Source organism: Burkholderia sp. SCN-KJ (genome assembly GCF_024656005.1).
Lineage (GTDB): Bacteria > Pseudomonadota > Gammaproteobacteria > Burkholderiales > Burkholderiaceae > Burkholderia.
In genome coordinates this window covers 220,927-246,954 of the sequence record NZ_JANKOG010000007.1, presented here as the reverse complement: position 1 = coordinate 246,954, position 26,028 = coordinate 220,927, and the positions used below count along the sequence as shown (strand labels likewise).

The following is a 26,028-nucleotide window of genomic DNA, read 5'->3' as shown; positions in this document are numbered from 1 at the left end:
GGGCGGATGCGCGTCCGGTGCGGCCGGGTAACAACGTGTAAAGTCTGTTGCCGCGCAAATCGCGGTGCGGCGCGGCCGAGATTCGACGATGCGGTTCGCCGTCTCGCAGCCGCGTGAGGGCGCCGATTGCGCGACGATCGGCACCCGCGGGCGCCCCGCCCGGTGATCACGCCCCATCTTCGCGCCACGCCCGACGCGCAGCCCGCCCGCATATCGCGAAATCGAATGCGCGGCATCGCGACATTTAATTGGCCACTGGCCGCCCCGTCCGATATCGTGACCGCACATCCCTGCCAACGGTCGCGCCGTGCCGGCTGCGATGCCTTTCCCTGTCCGCGTCGGCGTCGCGCAGCGGCCGCCCCACTCATCCCGACTCATGACCGATCGTTTCTTCACCAACGCCGTCGATGCCGGCGGCCAGCCCGTCAACCTCGTCGTCCATGACGGCCGCTTCGTCGCGATCGGCGCCGCTTGCACTGCCGCGCCCGGCGCCGAGACGATCGACCTCGGCGGCCGCGTCGTGCTGCCCGGCTTCGTCGACGGCCACATCCATCTCGACAAGAGTTTCGTCGGCGACCGCTGGGTGCCGCACCAATCGGTCGACTCGCTGCGCGAGCGGCTCGTGGTCGAGAAGCGCCAGCTCGCGGCCGCGCCGCCGATCGTCGAGCGCGCGAATGCACTGATCGCGCAGGCCGCCGCATTCGGCACGATCGCGATGCGCAGCCACGTCGACGTCGACGCGACGACCGGCCTGTCGAACCTGCACGCCGTAATGGCCGCGCGCGAACAGTGGCGCGGGATCGTCGACATCGAACTGGTCGCGTTTCCGCAGGCCGGCGTGGTGACGTGCCCGGGCACCGCCGCGATCCTCGATGCGGCCGTGCGCGAAGGCGCGGACGTGGTCGGCGGGATCGACCCGACGACGCTCGACGGCGACGCGGACGGCCAGCTCGACATCGTGTTCGGCATCGCCGAGAAGCGCGGCGCGAAGATCGACATCCACCTGCACGAACCGGGCGAGACCGGCGTCGCGCAACTGCTGCGGATCGCGGCGCGCACGCGCGCGGCCGGCCTCGGCGGCCGCGTGAACGTGAGCCACGCGTATGCGCTCGGCCAGGTCGAACATGGCGAAGTCGAGCGTGCGGCCGCGGCACTCGCCGACGCCGGCGTGTCGATCCTGACCAACGCGCCGGGCGACTGCGCATTCCCGCCGGTTCAGCAGCTGCGCGACGCGGGCGTGTACGTGTTCGCCGGCAACGACAACATTCGCGACGCGTGGTGGCCGTACGGTAACGGCGATATGCTGCAGCGCGCGATGATGGTTGGCTACCGCTCGGGCTTCCATACCGACGAAGCGCTCGGCATCGCGCTCGACATGGCGACGCACGCCGGCGCGCGCGCGCTCGGCCTCGCGCACTACGGCATCGCGGTCGGCTGCGACGCGAGCTTCGTCGCGGTGCGCGCGCCGAATGCGGCGGCCGCCGTCGCCGGCGTGCCGGCCGAACGCTGGGTGTTCCGGCGCGGCGAAAGCGACACCGGCGCGCCGTTCGCGCCGGCGCTGCGTTTCACGCGCTGACGACCCGACCGCCGTCGCGGTGCGTGCATCGCGGCTGCTTCGCACTGACTGACCGACTGACCGACTGACCGATTGACCGACCACACCGGAACCGACATGACGAACCTGCTGATCCGCAACGTCCGCACGCACGCCGACGAAGCGCTCGACATCCTGATCGACGGCGAGCGCATCGCGCGCGTCGGCCCGTCGCTCGACGCGCCCGCCGGCTGTGCGATCGAGGACGGCGCGGGCGCGCTCGCGCTGCCCGGCCTCGTCGAAGGCCACACGCATCTCGACAAGACCCACTGGGGGATGCCGTGGTATCGCAACGCGGTGGGGCCGCGCCTCGTCGACCGCATCGAGAACGAGCGCAATTACCGCGCGACGAGCGGCCATGACGCGGGCGCCGCGTCGCTCGCGCTGTCGCGCGCGTTCCTCGCGGCCGGCACGACGCGCATCCGCACGCACGTCGACGTCGACACCGAAGCCGGGCTGCGCCATCTGCACGGCGTGCTCGCGACGCGCGAGACGCTGCGCGGCCAGGTGGAGATCCAGATCGTCGCGTTTCCGCAGTCGGGCGTGCTCAAGCGGCCCGGCACGGCCGCGCTGCTGTCCGACGCGCTCGGCGCGGGCGCCGACCTGCTCGGCGGCCTCGACCCATGCGCGATCGAAGGCGATCCGGTCGAAGCGGTGGACGTGCTGTTCGGAATCGCCGAGCGTCATGGCCGCGGCCTCGACCTGCATCTGCACGAACGCGGATCGATGGGCGCGTATTCGCTCGATCTGATCCTGCAGCGCACGGCTGCGCTCGGCATGCATGGCAAGGTCACGATCAGCCACGGCTTCTGCCTTGGCGACATCGCCGAGCGCGAGCGCGATGCGCTGCTCGCGCGGATGGCCGAACTCGGCGTCGCGATCGTCACGACCGCGCCGGCCGCGGTGCCGGTGCCGTCGGTCGTTGCGTGCCGCGCGGCCGGCGTGACCGTGATCGGCGGCAACGACGGCGTGCGCGACACGTGGACGCCGTACGGCTCGCCCGACATGCTCGAACGCGCGATGCTGATCGGCATGCGCAACGATTTCCGCCGCGACGACGCGCTCGAAGTCGCGCTCGACTGCGTGACGCACGGTGCGGCACGCGGTTGCGGCTTCGCCGACTATGGTCTGGAAGCAGGCAAGCGCGCGGACGTCGTGCTGGTCGATGCGCTGACGTTCGCCGAGGCCGTCGTCGCGCGGCCGACGCGGCGGCTCGTCGTGTCGTCGGGGAAGATCGTCGCGCGCGACGGCGCGCTGGTCTGAACCGGGCGCCGCATCGTGCCGGGTATGATCGGGCTTCCTTCAGCCTGATCTTCCGGGAGATGACGATGCGACGCACCCGCACGATGGCCGCACGGGCCGCAAGATGGATCGCCGCGGCGACGTTCGCAGCGGCGGCCGCGCACGCAATGGCGGCCGGCCAGGATGGTGCGGGCGGCGCGGACAGCGCGCAGCAGGAAGCGAATCGCCGCACGGTGCTCGCGTTCTACGAGAAAGGCCTGAACGAGAAGGACGCGGATGCCGCGCTTGCGTACGTCGGCGACCGGTACGAGCAGCACAACCCGAACGCGGCCGACGGCCGCGACGGTTTCCGCAAGTTCGTCGCGTTCCTGCGCGACAAGTATCCGCAGTCGCACAGCGAGATCAAGCGCTCGTTCGTCGATGGCGACTACGTGATCCTGCACGTGCACGCGGTGCGCGAACCCGGCACGCGCGGCAGCGCGATCGTGGACATCTTCCGGCTCGAACACGGCAAGATCGTCGAACACTGGGACGTGAACCAGCCGGTGCCGGAGCAGGCGGCGAACGGGAACACGATGTTCTGACGGGCGTCGGTTTTCTCGACATGCGCCGCCGCCCGGTCGATGCCGGCCCGCATCGCTGCGCTCATTCCTGCTCGTGCTCCAGCATCGTTGCGAGCGCCTTCGTCAGTTCGCTGACCATCGGATCGGCGGTCGGCCGATGCAGGATCGCGATGTCCATGTGCTCGATCGGCGCGAAGCCGCCGTGCGCGTCGGTCAGCACGACGTGGTCGTCGGTCACCACGCGCGCGGGCAGCACGCTGATGCCGAGCCCGTCCGCGACGGCTGCCTGGATCCCGCTCAGGCTCGACGTCGTGAAGCTGATCCGCCAGCGGCGGCCGCGTTCCTCGATCGCCTTGATCATGTCGTCGCGATAAAGCCCGCGCGGCGGGAACACGACGATCGGCACCGGATCGAGGTCGATCGTCGGATGCTGCGCGCTGTCGATCCAGCGCAGTTTCTCCGGCCAGCGCACCACCGCCTCGCGGCTGTCGCGCCGCTGCTTGATCAGCACGAGATCGAGCTCGCCGCGATCGTAGGCCGCGCAGATGTCGCGGCTCAGCCCGCACGTCACCTCGAGCTTCACCTGCGGATGATCGCGCTTGAACGCGGCGAGCGCATGGGTCGTGCGGCCCGCCGCGAAATCGTCGGGCACGCCGAGCCGGATCGTCAGCGCGACGGTCGCGCCCGACAGCGCTTCCAGCATCTCGTCGTTCAGCGCGATCATGCGCCGCGCGTAGCTGAGCACCGTCACGCCGGCGTCGGTCGGCCGCACGTCGCGCGTGCCGCGGTCGAGCAGGCGATGCCCGGCGATCTCCTCCAGCCGCCGCACCTTCTGGCTGACCGTCGACTGCGTCGAATGCAGGCGCGCGGACGCGGTTGTGAAGCTGCCGCAGTCGGCGACCATCACGAGCGCGCGCAACAGGTCGAGGTCGAACAAAGGTCTATTCATTTCTGCACTTTTGCGGATTCGAGCATTTCATTTTCAAATGCGTGCGACGACTTTTAACATGGCCCGAGATCGCGGGCAATCGCGGTTTCGCCGGACTCGGCGCGGCTGTGCGGGCGGACCTGCTTTTCAAACGGATGGCGATCGTCGGCACGCTCGGCGGCGCTGCGCGGCCTGATGGCGGCGGGAGCGCGGTAGCATCGAGGTGGTATAGATCGGAAGGCCGCTTTTCGGCAGCCAGCGATGGGTGGCGGTCTGATTCACCGTGAAATTTGGACCGCCACGGCTTGTGGATATTGAATCGAACCTACTCTCGGCCGACTGTGCGCATTATCGGGTAAACGCCTGAGCGTCAGAAAAATTACCGTAAATTGTTGCATATGTCGCGTTACATCGCTCTTTTTTGGCGATCTCTCCGTCCAATTCTCCTGGTCGGCCGCACCTCCATTCCTTCCGCTTGCGCTTGAAAATCAAGCGGTCTAGACTGCATCGCAGATTCATCGAAGTCCCTGTCTTTCGCGTACCGCGCCGGGCCAGCCGGCACGACGCTCCCCAATGGACGCCCGGCGCCTTCCCCCGCCACGTCGAGACCAAAAGGACACACCATGAACCGCACTGCAAAGCTCGTCGCTTCCGCGCTGGCGTTCGCGCCGCTCGTCTCGTTCGCGCAGGACACGGCGACGATCCGCTGGGGCATCGATCCCACCTATCCGCCGTTCGAGGCGAAGCAGCCCGACGGCTCGCTCGCCGGCTTCGACATCGACCTGCGCAATGCGATCTGCGAGCAGCTGCGCGCGAAATGCGTGTGGGTCGAGCAGGGTTTCGACGGGATGATTCCGGCGCTGCGCGCGCGCAAGTTCGACGTGATCATGTCCGCGATGACGGCCACCGACGAGCGGCTCAAGCAGATCGACTTCTCGAACAAGCTGTATGCGTCCCCGGGCGCGCTCGTCGCACCGGCCGGCTCGAAGCTGCTGCCGACCGCGGCGTCGCTTGCGGGCAAGCGCGTCGGGATCGACCAGGGCACGACGCAGGAGGCCTACGCGAAGGCCGAATGGGCGACCAAGGGCGTGACGATCGTGTCGTACCAGAACCAGGACCAGGTGTATCAGGATCTGGTGAACGGCCGTCTCGACGCGACCTTCCAGGACAAGACGCAGGCCGGCTATTCGTTCCTGAAGACGCCGCGCGGCAAGGGCTACGCGTTCGCGGGCCCCGACGTGACCGACGTGCGCATCACCGGCTACGGCGTCGCGATGGGCGTGCGCAAAGGCGACGCCGACATGAAGAAGCGGCTGAACGACGCGATCGTCGCGATCCGCGCGAATGGCACGTACCAGAAGATCGCCGCGAAATACTTCGACTTCGACATCTACGGCGCGAAGCAGCAGCTGACTTCCGCGCCGTGAACCCGTGACCCTGCCATTCCATGACCCCGTGGCTCAATCAATCGACAGGCAACCCATGACGAGTATCCAGGAACGCGTCGCGAAAGCCGTGACGCCCGAACTGATCGCCGCCTTCCGCGACGAAGGCGCGGTATGCATCAAGGGCATCTTCTCGCCCGACGAAGTGGCCGCGCTGCGGGCCGGCATCGACGCGAACCTCGCGCAGCCGAGCGCGCGCGCGAAGGTCGCGAGCCGGCCCGACGATCCGGGCTGGTTCTTCGAGGACTTCTGCAACTGGCAGCACAACGACGCGTATCGCGACTTCATCGTGCGGTCGCCCGCGCCGTCGGTGGCCGCGGCGCTGATGGGCACGCAGACGGTGCGGCTGCATCACGACCACCTGCTCGTGAAGGAGCCCGGCACGCGGCAGCGCACGCCGTGGCACCAGGACCAGCCGTACTACAACATCGAAGGCGACGACAACGTCAGCATGTGGATTCCGGTCGATCCGGTGCCGCTCGAATCGACGCTGGAATTCGTCGCAGGTTCGCACCAGGGGCCGTGGCTGATGCCGCGCACGTTCATGGACAAGGAGGCGAAGTGGTTCCCGGAAGGCAGCCTCGCCGACCTGCCCGACATCGAAGCCGACCGCGCGGCGTTCCAGATCCGTCACTGGGCGCTCGAGCCGGGCGACATGGTGTGCTTCCGGATGCTGACGCTGCATGCGTCGGGCGGGACGCAGAACCGCCGGCGCGCGTTCTCGATCCGCTTCGTCGGCGACGATATCCGTCACGCGCCGCGCCGCTGGAAGACGTCGCCCGATTTCCCGGGGCTGGCCGACGAACTGCCCGACGGCGCGCCACTCGAGCATGCGCTGTTTCCGGTCGTATGGTCGCGCGGCGCGGGGCAGGTCGGGGCGATCTGAGCGGCGCGGATCGACGACGTCACGCGACATCGAGTGACGTCAAGCCACGTCAAGTGACATTCAGCGACGTCATGCGCGCGGTGGCCGTTTCTTCGCGAAGCGGCGCGCCGCGCGTGGTCTCTCACTCGCGCTGAAGAAGGTTCAGGTCTGGTGACGTCCGGCGCCCGGCTTGAAGCGCGAGCCGAGCCGGTAGCGGTTGCCCGGATGCAGGAAGTGCACGAACGTGACGGGCAGCCCGTTCGTCCAGGTGCGGCGCGTGAGCGTGAGGCACGGCTCGTCGGCGCGCATGTCGAGCAGCCGCGCCTGTTCACCGGACGGCAGCGACGCGTCGACCACGTGCTCGATCTCCAGTTCGTAGTGCGACACGTTGTTGAACAGGTATTCGGACGGCGGCTCGGCCTGGAAATCCTGATCGATGAATTCGGGCGCGGCGGCCGGGTTCACGTAGCGATCCTCGAGCTGGATCGGGCGGCCGTTTTCCTCGTGTACGCACACCACGTGAAACACCGGCGTGTTGACCGCCAGCCCGAACGCGGCCGCGACGTCGAACGACGCTGGCTCGCGCGACTGGCTGAGCACGCGGCAGCGGTACTCGTGGCCGCGCGCGCGGATCTCGTCGCGGATGTGCGCGATCATCAGCAGGTTCGACTGCGGCTTCGCCTCGGCGACGAAGGTGCCGACGCCCGCGATGCGCTTCAGCACGCCTTCCTCGGTCAGCTCGCGCAGCGCGCGGTTGACCGTCATGCGCGCGACGCCGAATTGCGCGGCGAGATCGAGTTCGGACGGAATGCGGTCCCCCGGGCGCCAGTCGCCCGCATCGACGTTCTGGCGAACGAGCGTCTTGATCTGCTGGAACGGTGCGGTGGTCTTCGTGACCATCGGGGGATCCTTGGGGAAGGGCAATCGCGAAATTCTATCCCGGATCAGGACGCGGGCAGTTCGCGAACGTCGGCCGTCGGCACTGAACCGAACGCGTCGCTCAGTGCATAGCCGATCAACTGCCGCGCGGCCGCCTCGGGCGTCGACAGCGCGCCGCTCGCCTTCAGCTCGTCGAATTTCTCGCGCATCGGGAAGTTCGCTTCGCTGGTCGAGCGGATCGTCGCCTGCATGCCCGTATCGACGACGCCCGGCGCGACGCTGCAGATCCGCAGCGCGCGGTTCGCATCGAGCGCGACCGCGCGCGCGTGATGATCGAGCGCGGCCTTGGTCGCGCAGTAGACGCTCCAGCCCGCGTACGCGTTGCGCGCGGCGCCGCTCGACACGTGCAGGATCCGGCATTCGGTCGGCGCCGCTGCCGCCTGCACGAGCGCGGCCGACAGCATCAGCGGCGCCGCGACGTTCAGGCCGACCGCGCGCGCGACGAGCGCCGGATCCTGCGCGTCGAGCGGCCCGATCGGATCGACGATGCCCGCGTTGTTGAAGAGCAGCACGATCGACGCGCCATCGACGAAGCGGCGCAGCGTGTCGCCGGCGAGCCAGGCCGCGACGGCCGACGTGTCCGACAGATCGAGTTCGATTTCGGCGAAACGGTCGCCGGCCTGCGCGGCGAGCGACGGATGACGGCTGCGCGACACGCCGAGCACGGCGATGCCTTCCTGCAGCAATTGTTCGGCAAGCGACGCGCCGAGGCCGCGCGTGTGTCCGGTGACGATGGCGCGCACGTGCGGGGCGAGAGAGGAGGCGATCATGGCGGTGAACGAGTGAACGGTTGAAGCGTGTCGACAGGCGCGGCGCGCAGGCGGGCGGGACGGCGTGCGGGACGGGCGATGCACGGGTTTGACCTGGCGGACGAATCCGGCCGAGCGCCGCGCCGCGTGTCCGGGTGAACGCGTATCGTAGCGCCGGCCTGCGCAGCGCGCAAACGCGGGACGATGCCGCGCGCGAGCGTGGAGCCTGCGTTCGTGCGGCCGAATGGAGGCGTCGTCGTGCGCCGCCGCACGGCCGAACCGTTGGACGAAAACCGGCCGCGGCAAGTGCGCGCGCGGCGGCGGCGGCTGGCGCCGGGCCCCACGCCGCGAGCTATCATATGGCTCGCCCGTTCGCGACGCCGGACGGGCCGCGACCGTTTCCCTTCACCTGCTGCACGCTGCGACGCCATCCATGAACACCACGCCGGACATGCCCACGCCACGCGCCCTGCGCGAACTCACGCCCCTCGAGGCCCGCATTCTCGGGGTGCTCGTCGAGAAGCAGCACACGGTGCCGGACACCTATCCGCTGTCGCTGAATGCGCTGACCGCGGGCTGCAACCAGAAAACCGCGCGCTCGCCGGTGATGAACGTCAGCGAGGACGAAGTCACGACCGCGCTCGACGGGCTCAAGCACCTGAGCCTCGTGATGGAGGGCAGCAGCAGCCGCGTGCCGCGTTTCGAGCACAACGTGAACCGCGTGCTCGGAATTCCGAGCCAGGCGATCGCGCTGCTGACGATCCTGCTGCTGCGCGGCCCGCAGACGGCCGCCGAACTGCGCCTGAACAGCGCACGCCTGCACGGCTTCGCGGACATCTCGTCGGTCGAGGCGTTCCTCGACGAACTCGCGACGCGTGCGCAGCCGCTCGTCGTCCGTCTGCCGCGCGCGCCCGGTGCGCGCGAGAACCGCTGGATGCACCTGATGTGCGGCGAGGTGAACGTCGCCGACTACGCCGGTGCGGATGCGGGCGGCGGCGCGGATTCCGTTCCGCCGTCGGAGTTCGAGGCGCTCAAGGCCGAGCAGAAGCGGCTTGCGGATGAAGTGGCGCGGCTGAACGCACTCGTGCAGCGGATGGCGACCGAACTCGGGATCGACGTCGATACCCCGGGCGACGCTGGCTGATCGCCGGCCCGAGCCAACTCGATACCGGCGCGCATGGGAATCGCGGACGGAGAAGCGATTCAGCCGATGCTGATTCGCGTGGCACCTGCGTCGACGAGCCGGAACAGCAGATCCTCGACGGCCGCGCCCGGCGCCGAGCCCAGGTCCGCATTGACGCGCCATCCTTGCTCCGTACCCGCCGGTTCCGGTTCCGACAGATAGTGAACGATGCCGTGCAGTCCGTCTTCGGCCGGCTCGCCTGCGTCGTCGGCGTCGAACCACGCGAAGAACCATGTCCTGAACGCGTCGGTGGCCGCAGCCTCGCCGATGCCGTCGGCTTCGATCGTCGCCCAGTCCCACACGAACGGCCGGATCGTCACGGCCGCCGTTTCGAGTTCGAACGCGAACGGCTCGAAGTCCAGTTGCGCGGTCGAGTCGACCATCGCCGGCTGGCCGGCCGATTCGCCTTCGGTGTGGACGATGTCGGCGCGGCACGGCAGTGCGAGCGGGCCTTCGGTGGCCAGCGTGCCGTCGGCTTTCCGGTAGGCCGGTTCGACGACGGCCGCCGGTTGCGCTGCCGCTTGTGCGAGCAGGTCGACGTAGGGCTGGCGGATGGCGCTGAGCAGTTCGGATACGGTCATCGTGGCGTGTCGGGTCATGTTGCGAACGATCAATCACAGACAGGTGGTGCGTCGTGCCGCCTGCGCCGAAGGCGAGGCGTCATCGGCAGCGGACAGGCATGATCGTACGGTACGTCGGCGACACGCGACCACTCGGCCAAACGGCCGGCGCCCCGGGTCGCGTTGCGGCTGGCGACCGGCGGCGCCTGCATGACGCCCGTTCCATGAAGCCCTGTCGACAGGCGCGGAAACGTCGGCAGGCGCGCGCCCGAAACGCGCGGCATCGGCGCAACGCGCCGAATGCCGGGGCGATCCGTTGCGGATCGTCGTTCTTTCGTCCGTCGTCTTGACGCCGATCGCATGCCCCCCGCCGCGCCTCGCTGCCGCCTTGCGCGAGTGCCATAATCGAGCCTGCAACTCATTCCAGACGTCCCCCGGAGAATCACCATGCAGAACCTCGACAATCCTTCCCACGATCGCGAGGTAGGCAGTGCCGACGCGACGCAGGACACCACGCGTATCGACGACGTCCGCATCGGCGCCGTGCGTCCGCTGATCTCGCCCGCGCTGCTGCAGGACGAACTGCCGGTGCCGGCCGCCACGCAGACGCTCGTCGAGGACACGCGCCGCGCGATCGGCGACATCCTGCACGGCCGCGACGACCGGCTGCTGCTCGTCGTCGGCCCGTGCTCGATCCACGATCACGACCAGGCGCTCGAGTACGCCCGCCGCCTGAAGGCCGCCGCCGATGCGCTGAAGGACGACCTGCTGATCACGATGCGCGTGTACTTCGAGAAGCCGCGCACGACGGTCGGCTGGAAGGGCTACATCAACGATCCGCGCCTCGACGGCAGCTTTCGCATCAACGAAGGGCTGCGCGCGGCGCGGCAACTGCTGCTCGACATCAACGCGCTCGGCCTGCCTGCGTCGACCGAATTCCTCGACCTGCTGAGCCCGCAGTACATCGCGGACCTGATCGCGTGGGGCGCGATCGGCGCGCGCACGACCGAGAGCCAGAGCCATCGTCAGCTGGCATCGGGGCTGAGCTGTCCGATCGGTTTCAAGAACGGCACCGACGGCGGCGTGCAGGTCGCATCCGACGCGATCGTCGCCGCGCGCGCGAGCCATGCGTTCATGGGGATGACGAAGATGGGCATGGCCGCGATCTTCGAGACGCGCGGCAACGACGACGCGCACGTGATCCTGCGCGGCGGCAAGAACGGGCCGAACTACGACGCCGAGCACGTCGAGGCGAGCTGCGCGGTGCTGCGCAAGAGCGGGTTGCGCGAGCAGGTGATGGTCGATTGCTCGCATGCGAATTCCAACAAGTCGCACGAGCGGCAGATCGAGGTCGCGCAGGATCTCGCGCGGCAGCTGTCGCAGGGCGAGCACCGGATCGTCGGCGTGATGGTCGAGAGCCATCTCGAAGCCGGGCGCCAGGATCTGAAGCCGGGCGTGCCGCTGCAGTACGGCGTGTCGATCACCGATGCGTGCCTGAGCTGGACGCAGACGGAGCCGGTGCTCGATGTGCTGGCGGAGGCGGTGCGGCATCGCAGGGTGTATTCGCGCAACGCGTGAGGCGGTGTGGCGGGGGCAGGGTGCCGTCCGCCGCGTAGTCCGTGCGCCGGTGACGACCGCATGCCCGTCTCCAATGTTGTCCTGATCGACATGCCGCGGCGCGCGCTTTTCTCCGCCGCGCGCGCATCCTGTCCGCACGGACATTGATCTTCATCCGTCTCGGCCCACTTGTCACGTCGCACTCCGAACGCACGATCCGGCGAATGCCGCTACCATGAAGCCGTGTTGCACGCTGCGGTCCGGCCACGCCGGTCCGTCATGCACACACGCAGTGGCGGTGCGGCCGGCCGTCACGCGACCGACGAAGCGCGGGGCGCTCACCGATCAGCCGTTGCGCCCGCGTCGCTTCGCTCCCGGAATCAACAACAACCGAACCGGAGTGCAATACATGAAGTTCTACAAGACCCTCATCGCGGCAACCGTCCTCGCATCGAGCGTCAGCGCGCACGCGCAGATCGCCGGCACGCAGCCGCTCAGCGTGACCGTCGAGCAATCGCAGGCGCTGCTCGAAGGCTGGAGCGTGAAAAAGAGCGTGCTCGGCAAGGCCGTGTACAACGACCAGAACCAGAAAGTCGGCACGGTGCGCGACCTGATCGTCGCGCCGGACGGCTCGGTGTCGGCGGCGATCGTGTCGGCCGGCGGCTTCCTCGGCGTGGCCGCACATGACGTCGCGGTGCCGATCGCGTCGCTCGACGTGCGCAACGGCAACATCTACCTGCCGGGCGCGACGAAGGACGCGCTGAAGGCCACGCCGGCATTCCAGTACGCGAAGGTGCCGTCGCCGCCGAAGCCGAAGAAGGCCGACGACAAGCACTGATCCACGCGGCCCGGCGCGCGACCTGCCATGCCCGGCCGGCCGCGCGCCGGGCCGCGCCACGTCGCGTCGCGTCGCGCGTCGATCCATCTCGGGCGCACCGCGCGCCCGCGCTCGGGCTACGTAATTCTACGTAGCCCCGCATACGTAGTTGTGCGCTTGTAAGCTGCCCCCGTCGCGCGGAATACTACGGCCCATCGCCGCGGCATCCACGAGACGCGGCACGACGCATCGACGTCACGCGGGTTCGGCGCCTGGCCGGATCCACTCAAAACCACATTGGAGACCAGGAGACGCCATGAATCGGGCTTCCAGTACCCTGCTATGGATCGCCGTCGCGCTGCTCGGCGCATTCGCGTTCGGGACGATCGCACTCGCGCACGGCGAACGCGTCAGCGCGCTGTGGATCGTGATCGCCGCAGTCTGCGTATATCTGATCGCATATCGCTTCTACAGCCGTTTCATCGCCAGCAAGGTCATGCAGCTCGACGGGCTGCGGATGACGCCGGCCGTCCGGCACAACGACGGCCTCGACTACGTGCCGACCAACAAGTACGTGCTGTTCGGCCATCACTTCGCCGCGATCGCCGGCGCCGGGCCGCTCGTCGGCCCCGTGCTCGCCGCGCAGATGGGCTACACGCCCGGCATGCTGTGGATCCTGGCCGGCGTCGTGTTCGCCGGCGCGGTGCAGGACTTCATCGTGCTGTTCATCTCGACGCGCCGCGACGGCCGCTCGCTCGGCGACCTCGTCAAGATGGAACTCGGCACGGTGCCCGGCGTGATCGCGCTGTTCGGCGCGTTCCTGATCATGGTGATCATCCTCGCGGTGCTCGCGCTGATCGTCGTGAAGGCGCTGACGAATTCGCCGTGGGGCACGTTCACCGTCGCCGCGACGATTCCGATCGCGCTGTTCATGGGCGTCTACACGCGCTACATCCGTCCGGGCCGCATCGGCGAAGTGTCGATCATCGGCTTCGTGCTGCTGATGGCGTCGATCGCGTTCGGCCAGACCGTGCACGATTCGGCGGCGCTCGCCGCGTGGTTCACGTTCAGCGGCACGCAGCTCACGTGGATCCTGATCGGCTACGGTTTCGTCGCATCGGTGCTGCCGGTGTGGCTGCTGCTCGCGCCGCGCGACTACCTGTCGACGTTCCTGAAGATCGGCACGATCCTCGGCCTCGCGATCGGCATCCTGGTCGTCGCGCCGGAACTGAAGATGCCCGCGCTGACGAAGTTCGTCGACGGCACGGGCCCGGTGTGGTCGGGCAACCTGTTCCCGTTCCTGTTCATCACGATCGCGTGCGGCGCGGTGTCGGGCTTCCACGCGCTGATCTCGTCGGGCACGACGCCGAAGCTGATCGACAACGAAACCAACGCGCGCTTCATCGGTTACGGCGCGATGCTGATGGAATCGTTCGTCGCGATCATGGCGCTGGTCGCCGCGTGCGTGATCGAGCCGGGCATCTACTTCGCGATGAACGCGCCGGCCGCCGTGCTCGGCTCGACGCCGGAAGCCGTCGCGAACACGGTCACGCAATGGGGCTTCGTGCTGACGCCCGACATGCTGACGCAGACCGCGAAGGCCGTCGGCGAAACGACGATCATCGCGCGTGCGGGCGGCGCGCCGACGCTGGCCGTCGGCATGGCGCACATCCTGCACCAGGTGATCGGCGGCGAAGCGATGATGGCGTTCTGGTATCACTTCGCGATCCTGTTCGAGGCGCTGTTCATCCTGACGGCGGTCGACGCCGGCACGCGCGCGGGCCGCTTCATGCTGCAGGACCTGCTCGGCACGTTCCACCCGGCGCTCAAGCGCACCGAGTCGCTGCCCGCGAACCTGGTCGCCACCGCGCTGTGCGTGGCCGCGTGGGGCTACTTCCTGTACCAGGGCGTGGTCGATCCGCTCGGCGGCATCAACACGCTGTGGCCGCTGTTCGGCATCTCGAACCAGATGCTCGCCGCGATCGCGCTGGTGCTCGGCACCGTCGTGCTGTTCAAGATGAAGCGCGAGCGCTACGCGTGGGTGACGATCGTGCCGACCGCATGGCTGCTGATCTGCACGCTGACGGCCGGCTGGCAGAAGATCTTCGATGCGAACCCGAAGGTCAGCTTCCTCGCGCATGCGGCGAAGCTGCAGGCCGCGGTGGACGAAGGCAAGGTGCTCGCGCCGGCGAAGTCGATCGCGCAGATGCAGCGGATCATCTTCAACGACTACATCGATGCGGCGCTGGCCGGCCTGTTCATCTTCGTCGTCGTGGCGATCGCAGGGTACGGGCTGCTCGCCGTGCTGCGCGCGCGCCGCGAGTCGAAGCCGACCGTGCGCGAGACGCCGTACGAAGCAATGCCGGCCGCGCAGGCGCTCGGCAGCGGACGTTAAAGGGAGGCCGCGATGTTCAGCGATCTGGGCAGCGACCTGCGCAGCGCGGGGCGTTACCTCGGGCAGGCGTTGCGGCTGATGGTCGGCCTGCCCGACTACGACACCTACGTCGCGCACATGCGCGACACCCATCCGGACCGCGAGCCGATGACGTATGAGGAATTCTTCCGCGAGCGTCAGAATGCGCGGTACGGGTCGGGGGCAGGGAAATGTTGCTGAAGCGGGCCGGCGAAGCCGGCCGGTAAAGGCACCACCAAGGGCAGTCCGGTGACGGACCAGGAAGCGCCGCGAAGGCATTCGCGGCGCTTTTTCTTTGGAGGGCCGGGGCGGGCATGTTTGCTGCCTGTCGTGGTTGCGGCGGTTGGCCAGCTTCAGCGCGGCTTGATCCGGCCGCCGGTATCATAGGGCTCTGCTTTTTTCCGAAGAATCCGCGCAGGAGAACCCGTCGTGCATGTCGGTGAGCGTTTCAACAGCATTTCCCATCTCGTCGGCGCGGTATTGTCGGTGGCAGGGCTGGTCGCGCTGGTGACGATGGGCGCGCTCGACCGCGATCCTTACAAGATCGTGAGCTTCAGCGTGTACGGCGCGATGCTGATCCTGCTGTACGGGATCTCGACCGCGTATCACAGCGTGCGCAACCCGCGGCTCAAGGCGATCCTGCAGAAGTGCGACCATTCGGCGATCTATCTGCTGATCGCGGGCAGCTACACGCCGTTCACGCTCGTCACGCTGCGCGGCCCGTGGGGCTGGTCGCTGTTCGGCGTCAGTTGGGGGCTCGCCGCGTTCGGGATCGTGCAGGAGCTCACGCTCGGACGGCGCACGCGCATCGTGTCGATGATCCTGTATGTGCTGATGGGCTGGCTCGCGCTCGTCGCGATCCGCCCGCTGATCCATGCGTTGCCGCCGGTGGGTACCGCATGGCTCGTGGCCGGCGGCGTCATCTACAGCGCCGGGATTTACTTCTTCATCAACGACGAACGCATCCGCCATGGGCACGGTATCTGGCACCTTTTCGTGCTGGCCGGCAGCCTGTGCCAGTTCGTCAGTGTCGCGATGTATGTCGCGTGAGCGACGCGGGACGCCGGCGAAGGCGCAGCCGCATGCGGCTGCGGCCGTGTCAGCCCGAGCAGGCGCGCCGCGCGTTCTTCGTGGTCGTCGGCATCAGGTGCGACCGGCCGCTGGCGCGACGTTGCGCAGCGCGTCGAACCCGACCCACCCCCAGTAGACGCGATGATGCGCGATCAGCCCGTCGCGCAGATCCATCACCTCGACGAGATCGACCTGATCGCCGTCCGGCGTTTCGCGCGGATATTCCCACGTGAGTTGCTTGCCGTTCGAAAAGAACAGGCCCGTGCGGTACCAGCGTCCGAGCCGGTTGCCCGGATTGCGCAGCCCTGCCGCGAAGAACGCGCCGATCGCGGGCTTGCCGTGCAGCACGCCCGAGTCGTGATCGGGCAGCGTGGCGACGATCAGCGGCGTTTCGAGGATCGCGCCGTCCGCGTACAGCGACATCAGCGCGTCGAGGTCGCGCGCGACGACGGCGGCGTGCCAGTCTCGATGGATGCGGTGCGCATCGGTGTCGGCGTGAGTCATGGCGGGTTCCGGCAAGCGTGGATAACGGCACCACTGTATTGATGCAACGCTGCCGGACGTTTCACCGCAGGCCGAAACGTGGATGTTGCGTGCGCCGAGCGCAACCGCAACCGCGTTCCGTCGTTCGCGTCAGCCGCCCAGCGCGCCGAGATTCAGTTCATGCGACTTGCCGATCCATACCGCGCTGTCGCGATGGTCGCGCAGTTCGTCGTTGGTATTCGGATGCAGGAAGATGTCGAGCGCGCCGTGATTCAGCACGAGCCACGGCACGATGGTGTCGAACCGCGTGGCGTCGAACGCGATCTGGTACGACCAGGCCGGATGCGGGCCGACGAGGCGTTCGTGAAAGCGGCCGAGCTCGATGATCGCGCCGAACCGCTCTTCGACGACGAGGCGAAACGCCCAGGCCGCGTCGCGGCTGGCGGCGTCGAAGTAGACGTGTGCGTGCCAACTGTTGATCGCGGTGGAATCGATGTCAGCCATGACTGAACTCGTGAGAAGAATAGGGCAGGCATGAGCGCCGTCGCTTGCGGCGCGATGCGCAATTATCGCGCGTCCTTGTCGGACACGTCTTGTCGAGAAGCGATAAATCGGCATGAAGAATGGTTGCGCGTCAGAGAAACCGGCGGGTTCGTTGAAGTATTTCCCGCGCGGGCCGGCATGCGCGGCATCGCGCCGAAAGCCTTGCCGGCGTGGGTTCCGCGCGAAATTGCTTCGGCAATACGTCATTTCGAAAATTGAAAAAGCGATTCGCGCACCCGCATCGAATCGTCTGCAAAAACGCGATCAGGTCGTTGAATGAAATAAAGAAATTCCGTTCGGGCGGTATTGGCGAATCAAGCGGATCGCGCTTCGGCTGTCAGTGCCGAAAATATCAATTGCGGAATCGGCTATTCAAGCGCGCGGCCGCGCGACATACGATGGTTTCACCGCATCGACGTCGAAGTTCGATGCGGACGCAACCATCTGGAGGCCATGATGCGATCCGTTGTTTCTCTTGCTGTCCTGTCCGGCGCGCTTGCCGCGCTGCCCGCCGCGAGCTTCGCGCAGTCCGTCGACACCGAGTGGCAGTCGAACGTCGCGCCGTTGACCTGGTCGGCGGCGCGTGCCGAAACCGACGTGCAGCTGATGCAGATGACGCGCGCCGGCTATCGCGCGACGACGGCCGGCAACCAGAACTATCCGCTCGCGATGCAGCGTGCGCTCGAACGCGTACGGAACCCGGTGCCCGACCGCTCGCGCGACGAGAAGGCCGCGATGGAAGCGCGCGCGGCCAGCGCCGCGCAGAGCGGCCATCCGATCAAGGCGTTCTTCGTGAAGACCGCGTACTTCCTGAAAGGCGAGAACACGTTCTGATGCAGGAGACGAGCATGGCATGCGCGAACCGACTCGCCGACGCGTGGCGCGCGTCGACGATCCGCCGGCTGCCGCACGCGTGCGCGACGCGGCGGCGTGACGATCCGCACGCCGCGCGGCGCCGCGCGAACGGCCACCGCGCCGCGCGCCCCGGCGCCGTCGCGTGCCGCACCGGGTGCCCGCGCTTCGACGCGGACGACGTTGCCGCCAGCGAGAGCGGATCATGAAGGCCGTCCGGAAAAGCCGCCGCCATCCGCCGCTGACGCGCGAATGGCTGCTGCCGTTGCCGCCCGCACATGTGCGCGACATCTCGCTGAAATGCCACATGGCGCTCGTCGCGCTGCGCGGCGAGCACGGCAGCGAAACGTTGCTGATGCGGCTGCGCACGAGCGTCTACCTGGTGTTCCTCGCGCTCGACGATGCGGTATCGGCGGACGCGAGCATCGACCTGTGCGTCGATGCGGAGCGCGTGCTCGACGCGAGCGTCGCGCGCGCGGCGGAAAGCGGCGCATGGACGCTGCACGACGACGAATGCGCGGTGCTCGAGCGCATCCTCGCCGCGAACGACGCATGCGTCGCGACGCTCACGCGGCACCGGCTCGCCGAGCTGTGGCGTCACGTCAGCGCGTTCGCGTCGGCCGACCAGCCGGCCCTCGTCGCGCAAGCCGCGGCGAAGATGCGGGAACCGGCCGTTCTGCATTGAGCATCGTCGACGCGACCGGTGCCGCGCGATGTTTCATACCTGTCCCATTCCCCGGCGCCGACGCTCGCCGTCTAATGTCATGACAGGAACCGGACGGGTTCGGTCGATGACGAGCCATCCTCGCGTAGGCGATGATCGAGCGTGTCGGCGTGAACGCATCCGTTTCGATCAGGAGGAGCGATGGCGCTATACAGGATCGGCGGCTACTTCACGTGCGGAAGCGGCCGCGCATTCAGCGAGAACCTGCCGCCGGGCAGCGAAGTGACGATCGCGGGCATCTATCGATGCACCGTATGCGGCGACGAGATCGGCATTGCGAAGCGGCAGACGCTGCCGTCCGAAGACGAGCATCGGCACGATCTCGATCCGCCGTCCGACCCGCTGCTCGACCCCGGCCCGACCGCATGGCAACTGATCGCGGCCGCGGAGTCGAGACACTAGGCGAGCGGCGTTCGCCCGCTCATGTGTGCGCGCATGCGCGCCGCTCCCCGCACGAAGGCCGACACAACCCAAGCCCGACAAAACAAAAGCGCCACGGAGCGAACTCCGTGGCGCTTCTTCGATGCCGGCCGATGCGGAGGCGCGAACCTCCGCATGGCGACACGCGCTTAAGCCGCCGTTGCCGGCTTGGCCGGCTTCTGCAGCTTGCCCTTGCCGGCGCGCTGGATTTCCTCGAGCTTGATCTCGACGTGGCGCGAGAACACGTACTCGGCCGGACGCTGCTTCGCGATCGAGATGTCCGGCGCGAACGCGCCTTCGGTCTTGATACCCTTCCGGCTCACGGCGAACGCCTTCAGCGGATGCGCGATCGTGTCCATCACGGCGGTGGCTTCGAAGCCGCAGTGGACCATGCAGTCCGCGCACTTCTCGTAGTTGCCGACGCCGTAGTTGTCCCAGTTCGTGTCTTCCATCAGTTCCTTGAAGGTCTTCACGTAACCTTCGCCGACCAGATAGCACGGCTTCTGCCAGCCGAACACGGTACGCGCCGGGTTGCCCCACGGCGTGCACTTGTACGTCTGGTTGCCGGCCAGGAAGTCGAGGAACAGCGACGACTGGCTGAACGACCAGCGCTTGCCGCCTTCGCCGCGCTTCAGGATTTCGCGGAACAGGTTCTTCGTCTTGTCGCGGTTCAGGAAGTGCTGCTGATCCGGCGCGCGCTCGTACGCATAGCCCGGCGACACGGTGATGCCGTCGACGCCGATCGGACCCAGCGTATCGAAGAACTTCGCGACGCGCTCGGGGATCGCATCGTTGAACAGCGTGCAGTTGATGTTCACGCGGAAGCCGCGGCGCTTCGCTTCCTTGATGGCCGCGACCGCCTTGTCGTACACGCCTTCCTGCGACACGGAATGGTCGTGCATTTCCTTGTCGCCGTCGAGGTGGACCGACCAGACGAAGTACGGATTCGGCTGGTAGTCGTCCATCTTCTTTTCCATCAGGAGCGCGTTCGTGCACAGGTACACGAACTTCTTGCGCTTCATGATGCCCTTGACGATCTCCGGCATCTCCTTGTGGAGCAGCGGCTCGCCGCCGGCGATCGACACGATGGGCGCGCCGCACTCGTCGACCGCTTCCAGGCATTCCTCGACGGACAGGCGCTGGTTCAGGATCGGGTCCGGATAATCGATCTTGCCGCAGCCGTTGCAGGCGAGGTTGCAGCGGAACAGCGGCTCGAGCATCAGCGCGAGCGGATAGCGTTTGTTGCCGGACAGGTGTTGGCGCATGATGTATGCGCCGACGCGGACTTGCTGGAGCAGCGGAATAGACAAGAGATGTCCTCCTTAAACTTCGCGGGCGACAGCTTGCGTAAGCTTCGCCGGCAACTTGAATTCGACTTTTTCCTCACGGCCCGCCATCGTCGTGACATCGACGGGCCCCAGCGCGCGCAGCGCGCCGATTACATCCTCGACCATTTCCTCGGGTGCCGACGCGCCGGCGGTCAGGCCGACCGTCTGCACGCCCGCGAACCATTCGGCCTTCACTTCCGAGCCGTCGGCGACGAGATAGCTCGGTACACCGCTTTCAGTGCCGATCTCGCGCAGGCGGTTCGAGTTCGAGCTGTTCGTCGCACCGACGACCAGCAGCACGTCGACCTGGCCGCTCAGCTCGCGCACGGCGGCCTGGCGGTTTTGCGTCGCGTAGCAGATGTCGCGCGTGTCCGGGCCGACGATGTCGGTGAACCGGCGCTGCAGCGCTTCGATGATGCCGCGCGTGTCGTCGACCGACAGCGTCGTCTGCGTGACGTACGCGACCGGGGTGTCGACCGGCAGCGTCAGCGTATCGACTTCGGCCTCGCTCTGCACGAGGATCACCTCGGCCGGGATCTGGCCGATCGTGCCCTCGACTTCCGGATGGCCCGCATGGCCGATCAGGATCAGCCGGCGGCCCGCCGCGACGTACTGGCGGCCCTGCACGTGCACTTTCGTGACGAGCGGGCAGGTGGCGTCCAGCACGTCGAGCCCGCGCGTTTCCGCGTCGCGTTCGACCGTCTGGGCGACCCCGTGCGCGCTGAAGATCGCCACGGCGCCGTGCGGCACCTCGTCGAGCTCCTCGACGAATCGAGCCCCTTTATTACGCAGGTTTTCGACGACGTGCCGGTTATGCACGATCTCATGACGCACATAGACCGGCGCGCCGTGCTGTTGCAGCGCGCGATCGACGATCTCGATCGCGCGGACAACCCCCGCACAAAAGCCGCGGGGCTGGGCAAGGATGACTCGCATAAGTGAGCGAACTCCGACGACAGACGCCGGGTTCGAAGAGCTGGCACCGCTCGCTCGCCCCGGCTTGATGTTATGAAGGCAGGAACGAACCGGCCAGGCCAGGCCCCGGAACCCCGAATTAATCGCGCATTTTAACCCTATCGGGCCGTCCTTGCTCTGGTGCTGTATCGGCCGTGTTGCATCCACCGCAGCGCCGCGTCGGCGCTCGCGCGCGCGGAACCCGGTAAACTGCGCGGTTTCGCGGGCAGCCCGTCCGGCTGCCCCGCGTCGCGCTCATTTCAAGGCCATTCGATGACCGTCGATTCTTACGCGTATTGCCCTGCCGCCGGTGCGGTCAAGGGTGTTTTCACTCCGACCCTGATTGAGATCGAACGATCCGGGGCTGCTGGCGCCGGCGTCCGGCAGGAGGCGTGCCGATGATGCTGGCGATTACCTTTCTGGTGTCCGGCCTGTCGCTGCTGATCTGGATCGTGCTGCTGGTCGCGCGCGGCGGCTTCTGGCGCGCGCGGCCCGCGCGGGCCCTGCCGCCGGAAGCGCGCGGCGCCGCGGCCGAGGCCGGCTGGCCGGCGGTCGTCGCGGTCGTGCCGGCGCGCAACGAGGTCGACGTGATCGCGCAAGCGGCGACGTCGCTGCTCGAGCAGGATTATCCGGGCCACTTTCATCTGATCATTGTCGACGACCACAGCGACGACGGCACCGCCGCCGCGGCCCGCGCGGGCGCGCTCGCGATCAACCGCGCCGACCGGCTGACGGTGCTGGCCGCGAAGCCGCTGCCGGCCGGCTGGTCGGGCAAGGTGTGGGCGCAGTCGCAGGGCATCGCCGCGGTGCGCACGCTCGGGCTGCCGGCCGACTACCTGCTGCTGACGGATGCCGACATCGGCCATCCGCCCGACGCGGTGGCGCAGCTCGTCACGCGCGCGCAGGCCGAACAGCGCGATCTCGTGTCGCTGATGGTGCGGCTGCGCTGCGATTCGTTCTGGGAAAAGGCGTTGATCCCGGCGTTCGTGTTCTTCTTCGCGAAGCTCTATCCGTTCTCGTGGATCAACAATCCGCGCAACCGGACGGCCGGCGCCGCGGGCGGCTGCATGCTGGTCAAGCGCAGCGCGCTGGAAGAGGCCGGCGGCATCGAATCGATCCGCGGCGCGCTGATCGACGACTGCAGCCTCGCCGCGCAGATCAAGCATCGCGGCAGCGGCCGGCATCCGATCCGGCTCGACCTGGCCGAGCGCAGCGTGTCGCTGCGTCCGTACGACAGCTGGCGCGACATCTGGAACATGATCGCGCGCACCGCGTTCACGCAGCTCCATTATTCGCCGCTGCTGCTCGCCGGCACGCTGCTCGGGATGACGATCATCTATCTCGTGCCGCCTGTGGCCGCGCTCGCATACGGCGCGCGGGCCTGGCCGGCGTGGCTGGCATGGGCGTCGATGTGCACCGCGTATGCGCCGATGCTGAGCTATTACCGGCGCTCGCCGCTGTGGGCGCCCGCGCTGCCGCTCGTCGCGCTGTTCTACGTCGGCGCGACGTTCGCGTCCGCGTGGCGCTACTGGCGCGGCAAGGGTGGTCAGTGGAAGGCGCGCGTGCAGGCGCCGGTGGAGCGCTGAAGCGGGCCGGCGGATGCCGGCCGTCAGGACCATCGGATCGCTGAAAACAGACAGCCCGAATCGACGTGAGCCGATTCGGGCTGTTTGCTTTCCGGCCGACGTCCGGTCGCTGCGCGCGTGCTTACCGCTGCGTCAGCATCATGTACATCTGGATCACGACGTCCGGCGAGAACGTGAACGGCACCCAGCCGTAGCCGGTGTGGCGCGCGACCAGCAGACGATCGCCGTTCGACTGCTTCTGCACGGCCATCATCGGGTTCTTCGTCGTCACGAAGCGCCAGCCGGCCGGGATGCCCGGCGGCGGTTCCGGCTGCATCGACGCGCGCGCATGCGCGAGTTCCTCGATCAGCTGGCCCAGCTGCTCCGGGTGCAACGTGATCGACTGGCCGTTGACGGTCAGCGTCAGTTCGTTCTGCGACGGGCGCGCGACGTGCAGCGTCGCCTTGTCCGCGGGGGCGTCGGCGGCTGCTTCGGCCGCGGGCGCGACTTCGATCGCGGTGTCGGCGGTGGTGGTCGCGACGACGTCGGTGATCGCGTCGGCCGCCGCAGCGGCGACTTCATCGGCGGCAGCCGGCGCGGTGGCGTTCGTCATCGGCTCAACGGCGGACTCGACGGCCGGTTCGACCACGTCAGCCGCGACGGCCGGCTCGGTGGCCAAAGCTGCCGCGTTCGTCGCGGCGTCCTTCACGACGGCTTCGACCAGCGCTTCCGCGTCGGCGATCGCCTTCGCGTGACGCTCGGCGGCCGCTTCGGCCTGCGCGATCGCTTCGGTATGGCGCTGCGCGACGGCCTCGGCCTCCGCAGTCGCCTCCGCATGGCGTTGCGCGGCCGCGTCGGCTTGCGCGATCGCTTCGGCGTGACGTTGCGTGATCGCTTCGGCTTCGGCGGTTGCCTCGACGTGGCGCTGCGCAGCCGCTTCCGCTTCGGCGATCGCCTGCGTGTGACGCTGCGCGAGTGCCTCGGCCTCGGCGATCGCGGCCGCGTGGCGCTGCGTCGCGGCCTCGGCTGCGGCGGTCGCCTCCGCATGGCGCTTCGCGGCGGCTTCGGCTTCCGCGGCGGCCGCTGCATGACGCTGCGCGGCCGCGTCCGCTTCGGTCGCGGCGGCGTGATGACGCTGCGCGGCGGCCTCGGCTTCGGCGATCGCGGCCGCATGACGCTGCGACGCGGCTTCGGCATCCGCATGGCGCTGCGCGAGTGCCTCGGTCAGCGCGGTCGCTTCGGCGTGCCGCTGGACGGCGGCCTCGGCCTGCGCGGCGGCTTCGGTGTGGCGTTGGGCGGCGGCTTCGGCCGCGGCGGTGGCGTCGGCGTGGCGCTGCTGCGCGGCATCGGCGTCGGCGGCTGCGGCCGTGTGGCGCTGCGCGGCGGCCTGTGCTTCGGCTTCCGCGGCGGCGTGACGTGCGGCGGCGGCCTGGGCTTCCGCCGCGGCGGCGCGCGCGAACGCTTCCGCGCTGCGTGCCGCCTGCTGCGCGGCGTGGTGATCGTGGAGGAGCTGATCGACGCCCGCGTTGAGCGAATCGATCTGTTCGTTCAGGTTCATGCGTGTCTTCTCTACGTAAGACCCGCGATTTTAACCGCTGCGCCGGTGCCGGTCCGTCAGCGACGTGTAACAAAGTGCGCAAAGCGGCGTGAAATACGCCGCTTTGTGTTACTTCAGGTAGCCCGCCGAGCCGAACCAGTCGAGCGCATCGCGCAGTCCTTCGCGGTACGGACGCGCACGGTAGCCGAGCTCGCGCTCGGCCTTCGCGGACGTGAAATACATCTTGTTCTTCGACATCCGCAGCCCGTCGACGGTCACGAACGGCTCCTTCTTCGTGAACTTCGCGACGGCCTCCGCACCGACGGCGAGCGGGTAGAGCGGCCAGCGCGGCAGCGCGATCGTCGGCGCCTTGCGGCCCGTCATCTGCGCGATGTCGGCCAGCATCTGCTGCAGCGGCAGGTTCTCGCCGCCGAGGATGTAGCGCTCGCCGATCCGGCCGCGCTCGAGCGCGAGGAAGTGGCCGTGCGCGACGTCGTCGACGTGCACCAGGTTCAGCCCGGTATCGACGAACGCGGGAATCTTGCCGAGCGCGGCCTCGACGATGATGCGGCCGGTCGGCGTCGGCTTTACGTCGCGCGGGCCGATCGGCGTCGACGGGTTGACGATCACGGCCGGCAGCCCTTCGTCGGCGATCATCCGCTCGACCGCGCGCTCGGCCAGCACCTTGCTGCGCTTGTACACGCCGATCGCCTGCTCGGCGGTGAGCGGCCGGTTCTCGTCGGACGGATCGCCGGCGCTCGTGACCTTCAGCGTCGCGACGCTGCTCGTGTAGACGATCCGTTCGACGCCTTCGGCGCGCGCCGCGCGCATCGTCGCGACCGCGCCTTCGAGGTTCGCGCGCTCGATCTCGTGCGGATCCGGCGCCCACAGCCGGTAGTCGGCCGCCACGTGCAGCAGGTAGCGCACGCCGCGCAGCGCGGCGCGCATCGACGTCTCGTCGCGCATGTCGCCGGTGACGATCTCGGCGTCGAGATCCGCGACGTTCGTGCGCGGGCTGGTCGGGCGCACCAGCACGCGCACCGCATAGCCTTTCTGCTGCGCGATGCGTGCGACGGCCGAGCCGACGAAACCGGACGCGCCGGTGACGAGAACGAGATCGCGGGAGGTATCAGTCATGCGTTTCCTTCAGGGCCGCGCGCGGGCGGCGCGGCGGTTGTGCGTCGGCGAGATTGTACGTGGTCGGCGCGCCCGGCGACGCGAGCGCCGTCCTCCGGCACGCACGCATCGCCGGGCAGCAAACCCGCAGTTGCATGCTCGCGCGGGCGGCTGCACTGGCGACGGCGCCGAGCCGGCCCGCCGGGCCCGTGTGCGAAGCGGCCGACGCGACTACAATGCCGGGCTTGAATGGATTGCACGACGGGAGGGCGACGCGATGAGCCGCAATGAACTGGACGAACGGATCGAGACCTACTACGTGCGGGTGCGCGGCGTCGTGCAGGGCGTCGGTTTCCGTCACGCGACGGTGCGCGAGGCGCATGCGCTGAAGCTGCGCGGCTGGGTCGCGAATCTCGACGACGGCAGCGTCGAGGCGATGATCCAGGGCCCGGGCGCGCAGATCGACCGGATGCTCGCGTGGCTGCGCCACGGGCCGCCGTCCGCGCGCGTGACCGAGGTGACGTTCGAGGAGCGCCACGTCGAAAAGCGCTTCGAGCGCTTCCAGCAGCAGTAACGCGCA

General features: G+C 68.3%; 28 protein-coding genes. 18 read left to right on the top strand and 10 right to left on the bottom strand.

Going from position 1 to position 26,028, the window contains the following annotated elements; genetic code table 11:
- The first annotated feature begins 376 nt into the window (after positions 1–376).
- The 3 genes from NQV17_RS14375 to NQV17_RS14365 all read left to right on the top strand — a co-directional run bounded on the left by NQV17_RS14375 (position 377) and on the right by NQV17_RS14365 (position 3,420).
- Positions 377–1,576 (top strand): amidohydrolase family protein, encoded by a 1,200-nt coding sequence (locus NQV17_RS14375; protein ID WP_257772779.1) that lies wholly within the window; start codon positions 377–379, stop codon positions 1,574–1,576.
- Between the two features lie 96 nt (positions 1,577–1,672).
- Complete coding sequence (locus NQV17_RS14370; RefSeq protein ID WP_257772778.1) at positions 1,673–2,857, top strand: amidohydrolase family protein; 1,185 nt, start codon at positions 1,673–1,675, stop codon at positions 2,855–2,857.
- Between the two features lie 65 nt (positions 2,858–2,922).
- A complete protein-coding gene (locus NQV17_RS14365) occupies positions 2,923–3,420 on the top strand; it encodes a nuclear transport factor 2 family protein (protein ID WP_257772777.1) in 498 nt (165 codons plus the stop codon).
- A 61-nt stretch (positions 3,421–3,481) separates the two neighbouring features.
- On the opposite strand, the gene NQV17_RS14360 is transcribed toward NQV17_RS14365, so the two are convergent.
- Positions 3,482–4,348: a LysR family transcriptional regulator gene (locus NQV17_RS14360; RefSeq protein ID WP_044844964.1), complete on the bottom strand. Its 867-nt coding sequence runs from the start codon at positions 4,346–4,348 to the stop codon at positions 3,482–3,484.
- 602 nt (positions 4,349–4,950) lie between these two features.
- Here NQV17_RS14360 and NQV17_RS14355 point away from each other — a divergent pair.
- Positions 4,951–5,754 carry an ABC transporter substrate-binding protein gene (locus tag NQV17_RS14355; RefSeq protein WP_257772776.1) on the top strand — a complete coding sequence of 268 codons (804 nt, stop codon included), beginning with the start codon at positions 4,951–4,953 and terminating at the stop codon, positions 5,752–5,754.
- Positions 5,755–5,809: 55 nt separating this feature from the next.
- Entirely contained in the window at positions 5,810–6,658 is an 849-nt protein-coding gene (locus tag NQV17_RS14350; RefSeq protein WP_257772775.1) for a phytanoyl-CoA dioxygenase family protein, read from the top strand.
- 141 nt (positions 6,659–6,799) lie between these two features.
- Here NQV17_RS14350 and hutC read toward each other — a convergent pair whose 3' ends face one another.
- Positions 6,800–7,537 (bottom strand): histidine utilization repressor, encoded by a 738-nt coding sequence (hutC, locus tag NQV17_RS14345; RefSeq protein ID WP_257772774.1) that lies wholly within the window; start codon positions 7,535–7,537, stop codon positions 6,800–6,802.
- Positions 7,538–7,581: 44 nt separating this feature from the next.
- A complete protein-coding gene (locus NQV17_RS14340; RefSeq protein WP_257772773.1) occupies positions 7,582–8,346 on the bottom strand; it encodes an SDR family oxidoreductase in 765 nt (254 codons plus the stop codon).
- A gap of 412 nt (positions 8,347–8,758) precedes the next feature.
- Between NQV17_RS14340 and NQV17_RS14335 the strand changes: the two genes are divergently transcribed.
- Positions 8,759–9,469, top strand: a complete 711-nt coding sequence (locus NQV17_RS14335) for a YceH family protein (protein WP_257772772.1) — start codon at positions 8,759–8,761, stop codon at positions 9,467–9,469.
- Positions 9,470–9,528: 59 nt separating this feature from the next.
- Here NQV17_RS14335 and NQV17_RS14330 read toward each other — a convergent pair whose 3' ends face one another.
- Positions 9,529–10,089, bottom strand: coding sequence for a hypothetical protein (locus NQV17_RS14330; RefSeq protein ID WP_257772771.1), 561 nt, complete (start codon positions 10,087–10,089; stop codon positions 9,529–9,531).
- Between the two features lie 426 nt (positions 10,090–10,515).
- Here NQV17_RS14330 and NQV17_RS14325 point away from each other — a divergent pair, with 426 nt between their 5' ends.
- The 5 genes from NQV17_RS14325 to NQV17_RS14305 all read left to right on the top strand — a co-directional run bounded on the left by NQV17_RS14325 (position 10,516) and on the right by NQV17_RS14305 (position 15,905).
- Positions 10,516–11,646, top strand: a complete 1,131-nt coding sequence (locus NQV17_RS14325) for a 3-deoxy-7-phosphoheptulonate synthase (protein WP_014900794.1) — start codon at positions 10,516–10,518, stop codon at positions 11,644–11,646.
- A 388-nt stretch (positions 11,647–12,034) separates the two neighbouring features.
- Positions 12,035–12,463 carry a PRC-barrel domain-containing protein gene (locus NQV17_RS14320; protein WP_257772770.1) on the top strand — a complete coding sequence of 143 codons (429 nt, stop codon included), beginning with the start codon at positions 12,035–12,037 and terminating at the stop codon, positions 12,461–12,463.
- Positions 12,464–12,758: 295 nt separating this feature from the next.
- A complete protein-coding gene (locus NQV17_RS14315; protein WP_044844972.1) occupies positions 12,759–14,837 on the top strand; it encodes a carbon starvation CstA family protein in 2,079 nt (692 codons plus the stop codon).
- Between the two features lie 12 nt (positions 14,838–14,849).
- Positions 14,850–15,056: a YbdD/YjiX family protein gene (locus tag NQV17_RS14310; protein ID WP_006766647.1), complete on the top strand. Its 207-nt coding sequence runs from the start codon at positions 14,850–14,852 to the stop codon at positions 15,054–15,056.
- A gap of 228 nt (positions 15,057–15,284) precedes the next feature.
- Positions 15,285–15,905, top strand: a complete 621-nt coding sequence (locus NQV17_RS14305) for a hemolysin III family protein (protein WP_044844973.1) — start codon at positions 15,285–15,287, stop codon at positions 15,903–15,905.
- A 93-nt stretch (positions 15,906–15,998) separates the two neighbouring features.
- On the opposite strand, the gene NQV17_RS14300 is transcribed toward NQV17_RS14305, so the two are convergent.
- Both NQV17_RS14300 and NQV17_RS14295 read right to left on the bottom strand, forming a co-directional pair.
- Complete coding sequence (locus NQV17_RS14300) at positions 15,999–16,430, bottom strand: nuclear transport factor 2 family protein (RefSeq protein ID WP_257772769.1); 432 nt, start codon at positions 16,428–16,430, stop codon at positions 15,999–16,001.
- A gap of 129 nt (positions 16,431–16,559) precedes the next feature.
- A complete protein-coding gene (locus NQV17_RS14295; protein WP_044844975.1) occupies positions 16,560–16,913 on the bottom strand; it encodes a DOPA 4,5-dioxygenase family protein in 354 nt (117 codons plus the stop codon).
- A gap of 30 nt (positions 16,914–16,943) precedes the next feature.
- On the opposite strand from NQV17_RS14295, the gene NQV17_RS14290 reads away from it, so the two are divergent.
- The 5 genes from NQV17_RS14290 (at position 16,944) to NQV17_RS14270 (ending at position 18,930) form a co-directional block, all read left to right on the top strand.
- Entirely contained in the window at positions 16,944–17,171 is a 228-nt protein-coding gene (locus NQV17_RS14290; RefSeq protein ID WP_257772768.1) for a hypothetical protein, read from the top strand.
- Positions 17,172–17,408: 237 nt separating this feature from the next.
- On the top strand, positions 17,409–17,786 hold the full coding sequence (locus tag NQV17_RS14285) for a hypothetical protein (protein ID WP_257772843.1): 378 nt from the start codon (positions 17,409–17,411) through the stop codon (positions 17,784–17,786).
- Between the two features lie 14 nt (positions 17,787–17,800).
- A complete protein-coding gene (locus NQV17_RS14280; RefSeq protein WP_257772767.1) occupies positions 17,801–18,013 on the top strand; it encodes a hypothetical protein in 213 nt (70 codons plus the stop codon).
- The gene (locus NQV17_RS14275; protein WP_124666318.1) at positions 18,010–18,489 is read left to right on the top strand and encodes a hypothetical protein; all 480 of its coding nucleotides are present in this window, start codon (positions 18,010–18,012) and stop codon (positions 18,487–18,489) included. The genes NQV17_RS14280 and NQV17_RS14275 overlap by 4 nt, the downstream gene beginning before the upstream one ends.
- A gap of 180 nt (positions 18,490–18,669) precedes the next feature.
- Complete coding sequence (locus NQV17_RS14270) at positions 18,670–18,930, top strand: hypothetical protein (RefSeq protein ID WP_044844978.1); 261 nt, start codon at positions 18,670–18,672, stop codon at positions 18,928–18,930.
- 167 nt (positions 18,931–19,097) lie between these two features.
- On the opposite strand, the gene hpnH is transcribed toward NQV17_RS14270, so the two are convergent.
- Together hpnH and ispH are read right to left on the bottom strand one after the other, a co-directional pair.
- A complete protein-coding gene (gene hpnH / locus NQV17_RS14265; protein WP_059467317.1) occupies positions 19,098–20,258 on the bottom strand; it encodes an adenosyl-hopene transferase HpnH in 1,161 nt (386 codons plus the stop codon).
- A gap of 12 nt (positions 20,259–20,270) precedes the next feature.
- Entirely contained in the window at positions 20,271–21,212 is a 942-nt protein-coding gene (gene ispH / locus NQV17_RS14260) for a 4-hydroxy-3-methylbut-2-enyl diphosphate reductase (protein ID WP_044844980.1), read from the bottom strand.
- Between the two features lie 416 nt (positions 21,213–21,628).
- Here ispH and NQV17_RS14255 point away from each other — a divergent pair, with 416 nt between their 5' ends.
- Positions 21,629–22,816: a glycosyltransferase gene (locus NQV17_RS14255; protein WP_257772766.1), complete on the top strand. Its 1,188-nt coding sequence runs from the start codon at positions 21,629–21,631 to the stop codon at positions 22,814–22,816.
- 121 nt (positions 22,817–22,937) lie between these two features.
- Here NQV17_RS14255 and NQV17_RS14250 read toward each other — a convergent pair whose 3' ends face one another.
- Positions 22,938–24,353 carry a phage tail protein gene (locus tag NQV17_RS14250; protein ID WP_257772765.1) on the bottom strand — a complete coding sequence of 472 codons (1,416 nt, stop codon included), beginning with the start codon at positions 24,351–24,353 and terminating at the stop codon, positions 22,938–22,940.
- Between the two features lie 108 nt (positions 24,354–24,461).
- Positions 24,462–25,469 (bottom strand): hopanoid-associated sugar epimerase, encoded by a 1,008-nt coding sequence (gene hpnA, locus NQV17_RS14245; protein ID WP_044844982.1) that lies wholly within the window; start codon positions 25,467–25,469, stop codon positions 24,462–24,464.
- Between the two features lie 256 nt (positions 25,470–25,725).
- Here hpnA and NQV17_RS14240 point away from each other — a divergent pair, with 256 nt between their 5' ends.
- Positions 25,726–26,022 carry an acylphosphatase gene (locus NQV17_RS14240; protein WP_257772764.1) on the top strand — a complete coding sequence of 99 codons (297 nt, stop codon included), beginning with the start codon at positions 25,726–25,728 and terminating at the stop codon, positions 26,020–26,022.
- Positions 26,023–26,028 lie beyond the last annotated feature (6 nt).